At 33.2% G+C, this 17,359-nt stretch carries 11 protein-coding genes; 6 read left to right on the forward strand and 5 right to left on the reverse strand.

All coding sequences use genetic code 11. The features are described 5' to 3' along the window. Positions 1 to 52 precede the first annotated feature (52 nt). Positions 53 to 1,798 carry an ABC transporter ATP-binding protein gene (locus AC3ITQ_RS09910; RefSeq protein ID WP_489238476.1) on the reverse strand — a complete coding sequence of 582 codons (1,746 nt, stop codon included), beginning with the start codon at positions 1,796 to 1,798 and terminating at the stop codon, positions 53 to 55. Between the two features lie 146 nt (positions 1,799 to 1,944). Between AC3ITQ_RS09910 and AC3ITQ_RS09915 the strand changes: the two genes are divergently transcribed. The 6 genes from AC3ITQ_RS09915 (at position 1,945) to AC3ITQ_RS09940 (ending at position 12,786) form a co-directional block, all read left to right on the forward strand. Further along, positions 1,945 to 2,748: a hypothetical protein gene (locus AC3ITQ_RS09915; protein ID WP_489238478.1), complete on the forward strand. Its 804-nt coding sequence runs from the start codon at positions 1,945 to 1,947 to the stop codon at positions 2,746 to 2,748. Positions 2,749 to 2,846: 98 nt separating this feature from the next. Then, complete coding sequence (locus AC3ITQ_RS09920; protein ID WP_489238480.1) at positions 2,847 to 3,803, forward strand: GSCFA domain-containing protein; 957 nt, start codon at positions 2,847 to 2,849, stop codon at positions 3,801 to 3,803. A 189-nt stretch (positions 3,804 to 3,992) separates the two neighbouring features. Further along, a complete protein-coding gene (locus tag AC3ITQ_RS09925; protein WP_489238482.1) occupies positions 3,993 to 9,086 on the forward strand; it encodes a translocation/assembly module TamB domain-containing protein in 5,094 nt (1,697 codons plus the stop codon). Continuing rightward, positions 9,070 to 11,388 carry a translocation and assembly module lipoprotein TamL gene (tamL, locus tag AC3ITQ_RS09930; protein ID WP_489238484.1) on the forward strand — a complete coding sequence of 773 codons (2,319 nt, stop codon included), beginning with the start codon at positions 9,070 to 9,072 and terminating at the stop codon, positions 11,386 to 11,388. The genes AC3ITQ_RS09925 and tamL overlap by 17 nt, the downstream gene beginning before the upstream one ends. 191 nt (positions 11,389 to 11,579) lie before the next feature. After that, positions 11,580 to 12,209, forward strand: coding sequence for a DUF4230 domain-containing protein (locus AC3ITQ_RS09935; protein WP_489238486.1), 630 nt, complete (start codon positions 11,580 to 11,582; stop codon positions 12,207 to 12,209). A 16-nt stretch (positions 12,210 to 12,225) separates the two neighbouring features. Beyond that, complete coding sequence (locus tag AC3ITQ_RS09940) at positions 12,226 to 12,786, forward strand: hypothetical protein (RefSeq protein ID WP_489238487.1); 561 nt, start codon at positions 12,226 to 12,228, stop codon at positions 12,784 to 12,786. A gap of 100 nt (positions 12,787 to 12,886) precedes the next feature. On the opposite strand, the gene AC3ITQ_RS09945 is transcribed toward AC3ITQ_RS09940, so the two are convergent. From AC3ITQ_RS09945 to ilvA, 4 genes are all read right to left on the reverse strand, one after another. Next, positions 12,887 to 14,644: an aromatic amino acid hydroxylase gene (locus tag AC3ITQ_RS09945; RefSeq protein ID WP_489238489.1), complete on the reverse strand. Its 1,758-nt coding sequence runs from the start codon at positions 14,642 to 14,644 to the stop codon at positions 12,887 to 12,889. Positions 14,645 to 14,913: 269 nt separating this feature from the next. Then, entirely contained in the window at positions 14,914 to 15,354 is a 441-nt protein-coding gene (locus tag AC3ITQ_RS09950) for a hypothetical protein (protein ID WP_489238491.1), read from the reverse strand. Between the two features lie 61 nt (positions 15,355 to 15,415). After that, entirely contained in the window at positions 15,416 to 15,802 is a 387-nt protein-coding gene (locus AC3ITQ_RS09955; RefSeq protein ID WP_489238493.1) for a group III truncated hemoglobin, read from the reverse strand. A 78-nt stretch (positions 15,803 to 15,880) separates the two neighbouring features. Beyond that, positions 15,881 to 17,125: a threonine ammonia-lyase IlvA gene (gene ilvA / locus AC3ITQ_RS09960; RefSeq protein WP_489238495.1), complete on the reverse strand. Its 1,245-nt coding sequence runs from the start codon at positions 17,123 to 17,125 to the stop codon at positions 15,881 to 15,883. Between the last annotated feature and the right edge of the window lie 234 nt (positions 17,126 to 17,359).

Below are 17,359 nucleotides of genomic sequence, written 5' to 3' on the forward strand. Positions count from 1 at the left end.
ACGTTATCCTAATAAAAACTTAGACCCTTAGTCCCTTAGCTTCTCAGAACCTTTATTTACGTTCTCCAATCTGCTGGCGCCACATAGCATAATACAAACCTTTTTCCAGAATTAAATCTTCGTGTTTTCCTTGCTCGATTATCTTCCCTTGTTCCAAAACAAATATTTTATCAGCGTGCATTACAGTTGACAAACGGTGTGCAATTAAAACCGTAATTCTGTTTTTGTCGGATATATTTCTGATTGTCGCATTAATTTCTTCTTCAGTAATAGAATCCAAAGCAGAAGTTGCTTCATCAAAAATCAATAAATTCGGGTTCCTTAAAATAGCTCTGGCGATGGATAAACGTTGTTTTTCTCCACCTGAAACTTTAATTCCACCTTCACCGATAGTAGTGTTTAAACCATCTTCGGCGCGTCTTAATAATTTTTCGCAACTGGCTCTTTTTAAGGCATCGTATACCTCTTCATCGGTTGCATTTGGTTTTACAAACAATAAATTTTCTCGGATGGTTCCTGAGAATAACTGGGCATCCTGTGTTACAAAACCTAATTGCTTTCTTAAATCTAATAAATCAATTTCAGTTGAATCAATATCGTTATATAAAACCTGACCTTCAGCCGGCGTGTATAATCCAACTAACAATTTCACTAAAGTCGTTTTTCCAGAACCCGATGGTCCAACAAAAGCGACGGTTTCTCCTTGTTTAATATCAAAAGTAATATTTTCAACTGCTTTGAATTTTGCTGTTTTGTGTTTGAAACTTACATTAGAAAAAAGTAATGACTGAATCGCTCCAACATGTTTCGGATGTTTTGGACGGAATTCCTTAGGAGCACTCAATAAAGTTTTGAAGTTTTCCATAGAAACTTTGGTTTCATTAAGTGTAATAATGAAATTTCCAAGTTCCTGCAGCGGTCCAAAAATGAAGAAGGTAAAAAATACCATAGTCAATAAATCGCCCACAATAATTTTATCTCCAAATAAGAAATAGTACAAAGTAAAAACGACACAAGTTCTTAAAAAGTGAACCGTTGTTCCCTGAATAAAACTCAAACTTCTTATAAAACGAACTTTTTCAAGTTCTAACTGTAAAATTTTAAAGGTATTTAAATTCAGACGTTTTTCTTCCTGATACGTTAAACCCAAGCTTTTTACAAGTTCAATATTACGCAAACTCTCCGTTGTTGAACCCGCCAAAGCATTTGTTTGATTGACAATTTTCTTAGAAACGATTTTAATTTTTTTACCCAAATAAGAACTCACCAATGCAATAATTGGCGCGGTAACTAAAAAGATAAGCGAAATACGATAATCAATTCGGGCTACATAGAGAATTACAAATATGAAACCGATAATGGTTTGAAAAATTAGGGAAATAGAAAGTGTGATTAATTTTTCAGAATCGATTCTAACTTTAGTCAATTTACTTAAAGTTTCACCGCTTCGCTGATCTTCAAATTCAGCATAAGGCAAATCGAGTGATTTTTTAATTCCGTCAGTGTACATTTGCGCCCCGGTTCTTTGAATCACCACATTCGTAAAGTAATCCTGAAAGTTTTTAGTAATTCTGGAAATCATCGCTGCACCAAGCGAAAGCCCGAGCCAGAAGGATAATGATTTAATAAATGCCATTTCGTTTCCTTTGTATTTTGCCAGCCCGACACCGCAATCCTGCATTAATTTACCGGTAATAATAGAGTCTGATAAGCTGAAACAAATGTTGATAGAGGCCATAATCAAAGCAAAAAACAGTAGCATTTTGTGTTTGATTATATAAGAATATAATAATTTCATAAGTGAATTTTAATTTATGGGAGATGCAAAAGTAAGCAATAGTTTTAGTTAGTGAAGTTGATTTAAGTTATTAAAAACCTAAATTTAAAAAGGGTATATATTTTCATTTATATTTGCTCAATTTATAATATATAACCTACTTAAAAATGAAAAAACTTTTATTGCTTTTTAGTGTCTTGACTTTATTCTTCACATCATGTTCTAATGATGATAATTCTCCTAATAGTGATAATAATTCTATAGAAGATACTTCGATCTTACCTAAGACCATTTCTTATACTTATCCGTCAATCTATTTAGGTACAAATAGTAAAAGCACTTTAACTTATGATGGAAATAAAATAGTAAGCAGCATCAAAGAAGGTTCTAAAACAATTTTTACTTATAACGGAAATGTAATTGTAAAACAAGAAAAATTTAATATAGATACAAAAGGTGTTGAAACAAAAGATACCGAAGTTTTATATACTTATGAAAATAATAAATTAAAGACAAGAATCATTAGGGAAGAATTTAGCACTCAATTTCCAGATGGGCAGTTTATTGATAAAACTGTATATACTCATACTTCTCAGAATTTAATCTCGTTTAAAAGGTATTCAGTTGATCCTGGCACTAAGAAAGAAACAAAAAGGAGTGAAGGAAATTTGACTTATAAAGATGGAAATCTGGTGAAAATTGAACAAATTAACGATTCTTCAACTGCTACAAGAACTTATGAATATGATACTAAAAATAATCCGCTCAAAAATATTTTAGGATTTGATTTGTTATTAAATGAAATCAGTGAGTTTGGAAAAAATAATATTGTAAAAACAACTGCAGGAACTGTAGATCCTGCAAGTTACTTAACGACATATATTTATAATGATAAAGACTATCCAACTAAACATACTTCATTTGCAGGTGATGGTAAATCAATAGAGTATGAAATTGAATACACTTACTAAGTAAATAAAATTTTGAAATAAATTTAAAAACCAAATACTTCTGTATTTGGTTTTTTTATTGGTGAAAATTGGTGAAATTCGTGTTTCAATTCATAGCCATGCAGTTCAGAACCCAAATTCCAATATCAAAATCCAATAATCCAATAGATTATAATTCGAGGGTGCTTTCTTTTGGTTCTTGTTTTGCAGAAAATATGGCGGATAAATTTGATTATTTTAAATTTCAGAATGAGACAAATCCGTTTGGAATTATTTTTAATCCGGTTTCTATTGAAAAAGTAATTGAAAGAACGGTTACTGAAAAATGGTTTACAGAAAAAGACGTTTTCTTTCATAATGAACGCTGGCATTCTTTTGAAGTTCATTCTGATCTAAGCAATTCAGACAGACAAGAATTATTAGAAACTTTAAATAAAGCCATCTCAGAAACCAATAAGCAATTAAAAGAAGCAACACACCTTATTATCACGTACGGAACATCCTGGATTTATAGAAATCTGGAAAGCGATGAAATAGTGGCCAATTGCCATAAAGTGCCTCAAAAGCAATTCTCAAAAGAATTATTATCGGCAGATACAATTCAAAAAAGTATTCAAAATACAATCGATTTAATTCAGACTATAAATCCAAATATAAACTTCATTTTTACTGTTTCGCCAGTGCGTCACATAAAAGACGGATTTATTGAAAACCAATTAAGTAAATCACATTTATTTTCTGCTCTGCATTCTGTTTTGAATACTGAATACTTAAAACTGAACACTGAGTACTTTCCGTCGTACGAAATCATGATGGACGAACTTCGTGATTATCGTTTCTATAAGGAAGATATGTTACACCCCAATCAGGTGGCAATTGATTATATCTGGCATAAATTCAGTGAAAATTATATGACTGAAGAAAGTTTTTCTTTAATGCGGGAAGTAGATGAAATTCAAAAAAGCCTGCGTCACAGAAGCTTCAATCCCGAATCAGAACAACATCAAAAATTCCTTGCCAAGCTTCAGAAAAAAATAAATACTTTAGGCGAAAAATGGCCTAACATCAAATTCTAAAAAAAATTCGTGCCTTAGCGCCTTCGTGGCCAAACTCAAAAAGTAGGAAAATAATTATTTGTAAGTAAAATTCTAGAATATTTGAACGAAATTGTGTAAATTGTTAAAGTTTAAATTTTTCAATTTTGTAAACTGTAGAGATACAGCCTTATAATAACGCAATTTTAATCTAACGTGTTTTATTGACGTATGAATACCAAAACAATTCATTTTCTAAAAAAAACACTACGTATACTGTTTTGGTGCGTGGGCTCTATAATTGCACTTTTACTTCTGATTATAATATTAATTCAAGTGCCGTCAGTGCAGAATTTCGTTAAGGACAAAGCGATAACTTATCTGCACGATAAAATCAAAACCAAAGTTGCATTAGATCATATTTCGATTAAATTTCCAAAAGATGTAGTCTTGGAAGGTTTTTATTTTGAAGATCAAAAGAAGGATACTTTGCTGTCTGGTAAGCGTTTAGTTGTTGATGTTGATTTATTTAAATTGGTCAGCAGTGAATTAGAAATCAATTCGGTTTCACTAGAAAATACTACAGCCAATATTTCCAGAAACAAAGACGGCGTTTTCAATTTTGATTATATCATAAAAGCTTTCGAATCAAAAGAACCGGAAAAGCCAAAAGAACCGGATAGCAAGCCTTTCAAAATATCTGTTGTAAAAGTAAATCTCGATAATATCAAATTTAATTTTAAAGATGATTATTCGAAAAATGATGTTCGTGTAAAACTAACACATTTTGATACTAAATTCAATGAATTCGAATTGGATAAAATGAATTTCGATATTCCGAATATTGCTTTAAATGGATTAAAAGTGGTTTTGAATCAGGATGTTGTAGAGAAGATTGCTGAAGTCTCTGTAAAAACAGTTGATACAATTTCGAAAAGAAAAGATTTTAGTTTGAAACTCGGAAAAATTAGCCTTTCACAAATTGATATTGCGTACGATAATAAAGATTCCAAATTAGATTCCGGAATAAAATTAGGTAATCTGGATTTGTCAGTCAATAAAATTGATATGAACAATCAGTTTTTGGATTTTAATACTTTCGAAGTAAAAAATCTAAAAGGAAATTTACGTTTAGGGGCAAAAGACAAACAAATTCAGGCACCAAGTTTAGATACGACTTCAATCAAACAATCCGGTTGGAAAGTAAAATTGGCTGATGTCAATTTAGAAAATATCGCTTTCAAATTTGATGATATGCAATCGAAACCGGTTTCTAAGGGAATTGATTACAGTCATATGGATTTGGATAAATTCAATTTTAAAGCCGAGAAATTATATTATGGAAATGATACGATTTCAGGAAATATTAAATCACTTGCCGTAAACGATAAAAGCGGCTTACAAATTCAGTCTTTAAAAACCGATTTCTTCTACGGACCTAAAAATGCGTCTTTGGAGAATTTATATTTGAGAACACCGCAAACCCTTCTTCAGAATAAAATTAAAGTAGCGTATCCTTCGCTTGACGCTTTAAAAAAGGATATCGCCAATTTGAGCCTGGATGCGAATTTAAATCAATCAAAAATCGGATTTAAAGATATTTTATTATTTGCTCCGGATTTACAAAAAACAAATCCTTTTAAAAGTAATCCAAATGCGATTTTGTATTTGAATACACGTTTAAGCGGAAAAGTAAAAGATTTGACTATTCCGCAGTTTGAAATGAGCGGAATCGGCACAACAAAAGTTTCCCTTTCGGGGAAAATTAAAGGTTTGCCTGATGCGCAAAAAGCGTATTACGATTTAGATCTTAAGAAACTTTCGAGTACTTCAAAAGATATTTATGGATTTGTGCCGGCCGGAACAATTCCGAAAAATATTCAATTGCCTTCTCAGCTGAGTTTGCAGGGAAAATTCAAAGGTTCAGTGCAGAATTTCAAAACGAATCTGGCTTTAAACAGTAGTTTCGGAAATGCAAAAATTGATGCTTTATTTGACCAACGCGTTAAGAAAAGAGAGAAATACGATGCAACCGTTTATTTATTGGATTTCGATTTAGGCAGATTAATCAAAAACGATTCGATCGGAAAAATTACGCTTAAAGCGAAAGTAAAAGGCAAAGGTTTAGATCCGAAAACAGCTCAGGCTGATTTTGATGGTTTGGTTCAGAAAGCTGTTTTCAATAAATATACCTATAGAGATTTAGCTTTAAAAGGAAATATCGAAAACGGTTCATTCGCAGTTAAATCAGGAATGAAAGATCCGAATTTGAATTTTGATTTAGTTGCTAGTGGAAATACAAAAGATAAATATCCGGCCATTCAATTAAAATTAAACCTGGATATAGCCGATTTAGAAAAACTGCATCTGCATGCGGGACCAATGAAACTGCGTGGAAATATCGATGCGGATATCGCCAATAGTAATCCTGATTTTTTAAACGGAAAAGTGTTTCTTTCCAATATTCAGGTTTTACAGGATAAAGAACCAATTGTTTTAGATTCCATTAGAGTAATTGCTTTTTCAGATGAAAGCAGAAATAACATTAAAATTTCTTCTCAATTTTTGAAAGCGGAAGTGGATGGAAAATACAAATTGACAACTTTAGCATCGGCCATAAAAAAATCATTGTCGAAATACATCGATTTAAAAAATCCGAAAGTTAATGGAGAATCTGATGAACAGCGTCTGGCTTTTACTTTGACCGTTGACAACGATCCGATTCTTTTCAAATTGGTTCCAAAATTAACGGGATTAGAGCCTCTTAAAATCGAAGGAAAATACAATAACGTAACTGATTCTTTAGAAATTAAAGGAACGATTCCGAGAATTGTTTATGCTGATAATACAATCGCAGACGGAAAAATAAATATCGAAGCCAAAGAAAATGCTTTGGAATATCAGATTTCCGTAGCCACAATTGAAAGCGGTTCTCTGAAAATTCCGTTCACGAGTTTATCAGGAAAAATCGAAAATAATATTTTGGATTATGCATTAGAAGTAAAAGATGCAAAAGACAAACAACAGTATTTTATTGCCGGCATTTTTAAAGCTGAAGATTCTAAAAACATCTTCAAAATTGACGCTGAAAACTTTGTGTTAAATTATGACAAATGGAATATCGATCCTGAAAATGCTGTTGAATTTGGACCAAAAAGACTTTACGTAAATAAATTCTTTATAGCTAATTCCGGAAACGAACTTAAAATTCAATCGCAGGGAACACAGGACAATGCACCTTTACAAGTTGATTTTGTAAACTTCAAAATCGAGACCATCATGCATATGGTCAAAAAAGATAAATTATTGATGCAGGGCTTAATCAATGGAAATGCTGTTGCTGAAAATGTGATGACAAAACCAACATTTACATCAGACATAAAAATTGATGGCTTCGCTTTTAAAGGAGAACCGGTTGGTGATATTGCGGTTAAAGTCGATAATAAAACCAATAATGTATTGAACGCTAATGTTACACTGACCGGCGAAGATAATGACGTAAACTTAAGTGGAACATACGCCATTGCTGATGGAAATTTGGACTTTAATCTGGATCTGAATAAACTGAATATTAAAAGTATTCAGGGTTTCAGTATGGATAATATTAAAGAAGGAACCGGCTATTTATCTGGAAATTTCAAAATTACTGGAAATGCCAGCGCACCAAAAGTTAACGGGGAATTGAATTTTAATGATGCCGGTTTCAGAGTGACGAAATTCGATTCGTATTTTAAAACAGGAAATGAAAAAATTACGCTACAAAATGATGTAATTACTTTTGACAGCTTTACCCTTAATGATGAAAATGATAATAAGCTGACGATTAACGGAACCGTTAAATCAGCTGATTATACCAATTTTGATTTTGGTCTGACAGTCGTTGCAGATGATTTTAGGGCCATTCATTCTAAGGAGAAAGACAACGATTTGTTTTATGGAGATTTGATTTTAGATACCAAACTGAATATTAAAGGAACACTTGAAAATCCTGTTGTTGGCGGTACTATCAAAATCAAGGATGAAACTAAATTTTCAGTTGTTTTGCCACAGTCAGATCCATCAATTGCAGATCGAGAAGGAATTGTTGAGTTTGTAGACGAAGATAATTTGTATCTAAAACAAACGGCTGCGATGAAAGAAAAACTGGATCAGTCAGAGTTATTAGGTATGGATGTGAATGTAGCAATCTCAATAGATAAAGAGGCTGATCTTACGTTAGTAATCGACAAAGGAAACGGGGATTATCTGAATTTAAAAGGGGAAGCGGAATTGACAGGTGGAATTGATCCGTCAGGAAAAACAACTTTAACGGGCAAATATGAATTCTCGGATGGTGCGTATGAAATGAATTTCAACATGATCCGAAGAAAATTCAACATTCAGAAAGGAAGTTATATTATCTGGAATGGCGAGCCAACAATGGCAAATGTAAATATTACAGCGATTTACAAAGTAGAAGCAGCGCCAATCGATTTACTTGGAAATCAATTAGGAAATGACTCTCAAACCGTTAAAAACACCTATAAACAGAAAATACCGTTTCAGACTTTATTGAAAATGAATGGCGAACTAATGAAGCCGGAAATCACGTTTGATATTGTACTGCCAGACGGAAATTATGATGTGTCATCAGCGATTGTAGAAACCACACAACAAAAACTGGAACAGTTACGACAAGAACCAGCCGAATTAAACAAACAGGTTTTTGCACTTTTACTACTGAATAGGTTTATTGGTGAAAATCCATTTGCGAGCGAAAGCGGAGGAACAAGCGCCGAATCATTGGCCAGACAAAGTGTGAGTAAAATTCTGTCTCAACAATTAAATGATTTGGCGGGAGAATTAATATCCGGAGTTCAGTTAGAATTTGATCTCGAATCTACAGATGATTATACAACAGGAACCAGAGAAAACAGAACAGATTTAAATGTTGGCGTTTCTAAAAAATTACTTGATGACCGTTTAAAAATTACAGTTGGAAGCAGTTTTGCCGTTGAAGGTCAGGAACGCGCGAACGAAGAAAGTACCAATATTGCCGGCGACGTAGCATTAGATTATCAATTAACAAAAGACGGCCGTTATATGCTTCGTGCTTATCGAAAAAACGAATATCAGGTTGCAGTTGAAGGTCAGGTTATTGAAACCGGAGTTGCTTTTATTATTACAATGAGTTACAATAAATTTAGAGAGCTTTTCCATAGAAGTGTGGCAGAAAAAGAAATGATTAAAGAAGAAAAACTGCGCAAGGAAAAGAAAAAACTCAAAGATAAAGAGAATAAAGAAAAAGACGAAAATCAATTAGAAGGAGATGAGCAAAAAACATAGCAATATAAAAACGAAATATATCAGGTATTTTATTGCGCTGTCCTTATTTTTTGTTTTTGGATGCAGTAATACAAAATATCTGCCAGAAGGCGAATTATTGTACACAGGCGGTTCTGTAACGGTAAAAGATTCTGTAATTAAAAAGAAGGATAGAAAAGAACTGGAGAAAGAACTGGAAGATTTGTTACGCCCTAAACCTAACAAACAGTTTTTAGGATTGCGTCCTAAATTATGGATATATAACATTGCCGGCCAACCTAAAAAAGAAAAAGGCTTTAGATATTGGCTTCGCACGAAAGTGGGGGAACCTCCGGTACTTTTTAGTAAAGTTGATTTAGATTATAATGCATCTGTTTTGCGAAGTTTTACTGAAAACCGGGGTTACTTTAAAACACGTGTCAGTGCCGATTCGACCGCTAAAAATAAAAGAGCAACTGCAGAATATACAGTAATACCTAAAAAACAATACATTATTAAAAGCGTGACTTTTCCTGATGATTCTCTTGCGATGTCTAGAATAATAGGAAGATCAAGTCGAAGAAGTCTGTTGAAAGTTGGTAAACCTTATGATTTAGATATTATAAAAGCAGAAAGAGAAAGGATTGATGCTAGGCTGAAGGAACGAGGTTATTTTTATTTTAATCCGGATTATATTTTAGCTCAGGTAGACAGCAGTAAAGGCGATCATGAAGTAAAAATCAAACTCGTTATAAAAGCCGATGCACCACCGAAAGCTCTTACAGCGTATAAGATCAATAAGATTATTGTATATCCCAATTTTGCGATTTCAAAAGATAGTATTAAATACAAACCAGAAGATGTTGTTCAGTATAAGGATTTTACGATTATTGATACAGCGAATACGTTCAATCCACGGATTTTTGACCGTACAATTTACTTTAAAAAAGGAGATTTGTACAATCGAAAAGACCACAATTTAACCTTGAATCGTTTTGTGAATCTGGGAACTTTTAGTTTTGTAAAAAATGAATTCAAACCGTCAGATAGTTTGCCAAAGACTTTAGATTCGTATTACTACTTAACGCTTCTACCGAAGAAATTTATTCGTGTTGAGGTTTTGGGGAAAACCAATTCGGCGAGTTATACCGGTACAGAACTGAATGTCAACTGGAATAATAGAAACTTGTTTAGAGGAGCCGAATTACTGACGGTGTCAGTCTTTGGCGGAGCAGATTTTCAGCTTTCCGGAACCAATAATGGCAAGAACATTTATAAAGTGGGAACCGAAACCAGTTTAACCTGGCCAAGATTTATTGTTCCGTTTTTTCATGTTGAAGGTTCTAGCGAGTATGTACCCAGAACAAAAGCAACGGTAAGATATGAGTATCAAAACAGAACGCAATTGTATTCCTTAAACTCGTTTAAAGCTTCTTATGGTTATATGTGGAAAGAGAATGTTCGAAAAGAACATCAACTTAATATAATGGATATTACGTATGTGAGTCCGAATAATGTAACACAGGAATATTTGGATGATATTGAAGAAGATGAATCGTTGGGAAAAGTAATCGAAAAACAATTGATTTTTGGCCCGACCTATACGTATACGTTTACCAATACAATGCAGAAGCGTAAAAAGAATACGTTTTATTTTAGTGGAGAAGTAGATTTGGCTGGAAATATTACAGGCTTAGCCACCGGAGCGAATGTTAAGAAAGACAATCAGAAAAGTATTTTTGATGTTCCTTTTAGTCAATATGCAAAATTTAGAGCAGACTTCAGACATTACTTAAAATTAGGAAAGGAAAGTCAATTGGCGAGCAGGATTATTGTAGGAGCTGGTATCCCGTACGGAAATTCAGATGTGTTACCAACATCGAAACAATTTGTGGTTGGAGGAACCAACAGTATTCGTGCTTTTAGAGCGCGATCAATCGGGCCAGGAAGTTACCTTAACACTGAAACAGCAAACGATTATCTTCCAGATCAATCAGGAGATTTGAAATTGGAATTCAGTACCGAATACAGGGCAAAACTTTTTAGTATTGTTAAAGGTGCTGCTTTTATCGACGCCGGAAATATTTGGTTGATGAATAAAGATCCGAATAAGCCAGGAGGAGAAATTTCTAAGGATTTTATGAAAGAAATCGCCGTTGGTGCCGGAGTCGGTTTACGTTTCGATGTCTCTTTCTTTATTCTAAGAACCGATTTGGCTTTCCCGCTCAGAAAACCCTATTTACCTGATGGCGAAAGATGGGTAATCAAAGACATAGATTTCGGAAGTGGCCCATGGCGAAAAGAAAACCTGATTTTGAATATTGCAATTGGATATCCATTTTAAAGTTTTAGCATGAATTTAGTGTTTGTGACTAAGTTTTTCACGCAGATTTTAAAAGATCTAAGCAGATTAAAATAAAATCTGCCTAAATCTGCAGAATCTGCGTGAAAAAACATCTTGATTAGAGTTAATTCGTGATAGAAAACTTTTAAGCTTCTTAAAAAAGAAGTAAATTGGTCTAATAAAATATAGTAATGCAAAATACACTCAAAAGAATTTTAGTTTTAGGTTCAGTCGTTTTCTTAATCATTTTGGCTTTCAAATTTTGCCAATTTAAAAAAGATGATGATAAGGATATTGAATACAACACCAATTTAATTCAACAGCAAATTCTGAATGTCGGCAAATTGGTTGTCACCGAAGGGCATTTTTCAGAAGTGATTACCTATAAAAACCAGCAGAAGTATTTTTTAAATATGGTTTCTTTTGAGAAGAAAGCATTAGTGGTTGTCAATGCAAATGTTACGGTGGCCTACGATTTGCATAAAATGAAATACGACATCGATGAAAAAAACAAAACCATTACGATTTTAAATATTCCAAAAGAAGAAATTACGATCAATCCGGATATAAAGTTTTATGACATTGAGCAAAGCCAAATGAACCCGTTTACAGGAGATGATTATAATAAAATCAATAAATCGGTAAAAGCAAATCTGGCTAAGAAAATTGAGAGTTCATCCCTAAAAACAAACGCCCAAAACAGATTGATAAGTGAATTATCAAAGATTTTGATTTTGACGAATTCCATGGGTTGGAAATTGCAATACAACGGCAAAACGATAGAATCTGAAAAAGAATTTAATGAGGATTTGAAATTGTAAATTATAACCCATATTGATGAAAACTACCTTATTGATTTTAATATCGTTCTTAAATCTGAATTTCTTTGGAATGGATTATTATATCGAATCCAATGTTAAGAGCACTTGCAAAGATGATTTCCCTTCTGGATTATCTTTCTTTTTTGAACAAATTGGTGGCTTTGGAGAAAAAAGTATGGTTAGTCAAGTAGAGAAAATTTTAAAAATCGATTTGTCAACTTTTCAGGATTATGATTCTGAGGCAGAAGAATATTCAAAAAAGTATTGGAAAAATATAAATGTTTTTGAAAAAACAATTGACAATCTATTACTGCAAATAAAAGCAAATCCAAATTATTTTAAGAAAGTAAAGTACAATCCAATTTATGAAAATTATACATTTTCTTCTGATAAAAATGAAAGGGAGAAAAATAATCAGAAACAAAGAGAATATGAAAAAAATCCATTGCATGGATTTCCCAACGATAATGGATATTTAAGTTCTAATAAATTTGTAGCAGAATTAAATCAGTTAAAAAATATTTTAAAATGTTACAAAAAACATGGCGCAACGAAGATTAAACTAAGTTACATGTAATGAATAGATAAAAACTTTGCGACTTCGCGTCTTTGCGAGATTAAATCTGCACAAACCAAATAAAAAAAACTTTGTGTCCTAGTGCCTTCGTGGCAAAATTCTAAACCGCTTCTTTATCGAAAATCAAATCCAGGCCACCAGAAATCAAATGCGCCACTTCAGGACGTTTTGCTTTCAGTTGATCCAGATAAACCAATACTTCCTGCAATAATTGCTTTTCATCAGAATCTTTCAAAAGCTCTGCAATTTCAACTGAAAGCAACCAATCGCTTGAATGATTCACTTTCAGTTTATCAAAAACAGATTGTAGTTCTGATTTCGAATCTTTATTTTCTCTTATAGAACGAACAGTCTGATAAAGAACTTCTAAATCATCGCGTTCGTCTGTATGTTTTGCTTTTATCGTTTGAGAAGTCGGAACAATATTAATCAGATCAAAACTATTCACATCGGCTGGACCGGAAAAAGCAGAAACTACTTTTTTACCAATCGCCATATCATAATTTCCCCAATCCGGTTGAAATAAAATCGTTTCGCCATGCGTAACCCTACAATTTCTAAAACTAATTAAAATAATTTCTCCGTGTAAGTTTCGGGAGCCTGTAATGATTTCTCCTTCTACAATAATATTGCCTTCAAATTCTAATTTAACGGTTTCGTTTTCTACGATACTATAAGCCTGTAAATCCTTCGGACTCATATCTTCAATCGCTAAATTGAAGCCTTTTAGTTTCCCAATCGGACTACCAAATCCGTGTGGATGAGTCAAAGTTCCGTGACCAACTAATTCTTTTTCACGGTATGATAATGCTGTTTTTCCAGTAGTCTGAATGTAAACTGGTTTTCCTTCTTCATCCAAAACATTGGTAAAAACACCAGAAATTTGTAAACCTGTACTTAATTCAATTGTACCTAAAGCATTCGAATGAATTAATTTCTGAATTCCGGAAAGGCCTCCCGTTCTTAATGCCATTTTATTAGCAAATTCTTCTAAAATCAAACTTAAATAAGAAAAATTTGGTGTCACATAAAGCTGAGGTTGCAACTGTGTAATATCAAAATTCTGATTCGCAGCCGAAATATCATAAGGGATTTTTTTTACATTATCCGTCATACACCAGGCGCTTTCTCCAATAGAAGATAGTAATCCGGCGCCATAAATTTTTGGGTCTTCGACAGTCCCAATTAAACCATATTCCACTGTCCACCAATGTAAATTACGAATCTGAGCCATTTCTGATAATTCGCCCATATTGTTTTGCAAATCAGCAACGGCTTTTTCAGCTTCGTCAATTTTATCCTGTGGTGTATCTTCAGCTTCTTTCAAAATCGAAAGCAAACGAATCGCTTCATACATTTGATAATCTTTATGAGATGAAATCGCTTTACAGCCAATTTCACCAAAACGGCGCAAATATTCTGCATATTCAGGATTCGCAATAATAGGAGCGTGGCCGGCACCTTCGTGAATAATGTCTGGTGCAGGTGTATATTCAATATGTTCTAATTGTCTGATATCTGAAGCAATAACCAAAACATTATAAGCCTGAAATTCCATAAAAGCATTTGGCGGAATAAAACCATCAACGGCAACCGCAGCCCAGCCAATTTCGGTCAGGATTCGGTTCATTCCATACATACTCGGAATAGAATCTACTTCGATTCCCGTTTTCTTCAAACCATCCAAATAAGAATGATGAGCCACTTTTGATAAATAATCTACGTTTTTGCGCATCACGTAACGCCAAACCGCCTGATTAATTGGCGTATAATCGCTATAATCCTGTGGCTTAATAAATTGCTTTAAATGTTTCGGCAATCGCTCTAATAACGGGTTTGTCTCAATATTTGGATTCATTTCGAAAACGTTGTAGATTTAGAATGTAAAATTACGAATTTAAGGCGCTAATTTTTGCTATTCATCACAATTTTTTTGTCCGAAAGTGTTTTTTATTGAGGTTTTAATAGAATTTTGTTTGGAGAAGTATTATGGTTTTTAGGAGCTAGTCCTGCTATCCGCTTGTATCTTTTCCTTGCTAAAGAAGCAAGAAAAAGGATACCGCTGCTATCAGGGCTAGGGAATCCGTTTTCAAAAGAATGTTTTCGAAGTATAAAAAGAACAATTTTCTAGCAATCGTTATTTTCATAATTAACTTTTTCCATTTTGGCTTCGTAAGATTCAGTTTCTTTTTTAGTCATTTTGGCTTCTTTCAGTTCTACTTTCAATTGTTTTTTACTGTCAGAACTGATCCATAAACCACTAAAATTAGTTTCGTCTTTTTTCAAAATCATAACGCCAGTAAAGCCATGTTCTACTAATGCAAATTGATTCTCATTTTTGGTATTTTGAGTAATGTCCAATTGAATCCAACTGCCGGATTTGTCGTAGCGATACATGGCAGTGTACATTAAATCGGCTGTGCAGGGGTTTTCTTCTGTCTTAATAAAAAAAGTAACGGCTATTTTTCCATCAATTGTACCTTTGTATAAATTGCTTTTAGAGGTTTGAGCATTGGATGAAATAATGATAAAGAGAAAAAATAGAAGAGATAGTAATGCTTTTTTCATGTTTTATTAAAATTGTTTGCCGCCAAATTTAGTTAATTAGAGATATCATTTAAATTAATTTTTATTGATTCTCTAAATTTCTGAAATAATCAATTTTATAATTGAACATATAGGCCATGTTTTCAGCTCTCATTTTTGCTTCTTCCGTAATTGTTCCTGCAAAAAGTCCGTCAATTGAAGAATTAAAAAGAAAAACCCAGCGATCAAAATGCGTTTTGTCTACAGGTAATTGTTTGTGCGGCGGAAAAGGAGTTCCGGAATAAGCACGGACATCAAACAAAATAGTCTGCCAAAAGCCGTACATTTTTTGTAAATGCATAGTCCAGCGGCCCTGTAGTTTATCATTAAAAATCGGTCCAAGAAGATCGTCCTTTTGAACCTTATCATAAAAGGTATCGACCATCAATTGTATGTCTTCTATGTTTGAAATGTCTTTAAGAGTTGCCATGTTTTTTAGATCTAAATGAAATACAAAATTACAGTATAACTTTTTCTATTCACTGATATTTGTCATCTGAAAGGATTTTTAGCCAATTAATTGTGTAAACAAATCCTGATTATCATTTAAATATTGAAACTCAAAACCATTTTTGGTCATGTTCAATTTGATATTCATAATGTCTTTTTTGTTTTTCAATTCTAAACCAACCACTACCGATCCCACTTCGCGATTGTTTTTTTTGTGAAATTGAAAATAAGTGATGTCATCATCAGGGCCTAAAATGTTATTTACAAATTCTTTTAGAGCTCCCGGACGTTGAGGAAACTGAATCATAAAATAATGCATTAAGCCTTCGTAAAGTAAAGAACGTTCTTTTATTTCGGCCGTTCTTTCAATATCATTGTTGCTGCCGCTCACAACGCAAACTACGGTTTTGCCTTTGATTTTGTCTTTGTAAAAATCCAAAGCGGCAATTGTCAATGCTCCGGCTGGTTCTACAACCATTGCTTCTTCGTTGTACAAACGTAAAATTGTGGTACAGACTTTTCCTTCCGGAACCAGAATTATATCTTCTAAATTATCTTTACAAATTTCAAAAGTCATATCGCCAACTTGTTTTACAGCGGCGCCGTCAACAAATTTATCGATAGTTGCCAAAGCTGTGTTTTTATTTTCGGCAATAGAAGTTTTCATTGAAGGTGCGCCTTTTGGCTCAACGCCAATGATCTTAGTATTCGGACTTAGATGTTTAAAAACTTCAGATAAACCGGAAGCTAATCCACCTCCGCCAATCGGAACAAAAACATAATCGATCGGTTCTTTATAACTTTCAACGATTTCTAATCCAACAGTTCCTTGTCCTGCAATCACTTTTTCATCGTCAAAGGGATGAATAAATATTTTATGATTTTTGATGGCATCTGCAGTTGCTGAAGCATAGGCATCATCAAAAGTGTCTCCGGTTAGTACAATTTCAACAAATGATTTTCCAAACAATTGCACTTGTTTTACTTTTTGTTTTGGAGTCGTTTTTGGCATGTAAATTTTGCCTTTTATTTGCAAAAGATGACAAGAATAAGCAACACCCTGCGCATGATTTCCAGCGCTTGCGCATACAATTCCTGTTGCTTTTTCAGTTTCATTCAACGAAGAAATTTTGTTGTAAGCTCCTCTGATTTTATACGACCGGACAATTTGTAAATCTTCTCTTTTTAATAAAATAGTCGATTTAAATTCGTCTGAAAGGTTTAAATTTTGTGTCAGTGGAGTAGCAGCAACTACATTCTCAAGCTGTTTTTTAGCAGCAAGTACTTCGTTAAATAGATTCATGTTTTTTGTTTTTATTTTTAGCCACAGATTAAAGGATTAAAAAGATTAATTTGTGAGAATCTGTTAATCTGTGGCTAAATTATTTCTTAAATAAAAAACCTCCCGGTTTGGGAGGTTTAATAAATTGTATTTTGTTTACTTATTTATACAATACCTCACCATTATTGCTGAATAGCAATAATACTAATAGAGATAATAATGTTATTTAAGTTTTTCATTTCAGATAATTGAATC

The organism is Flavobacterium sp. KH_001 (genome assembly GCF_057840745.1).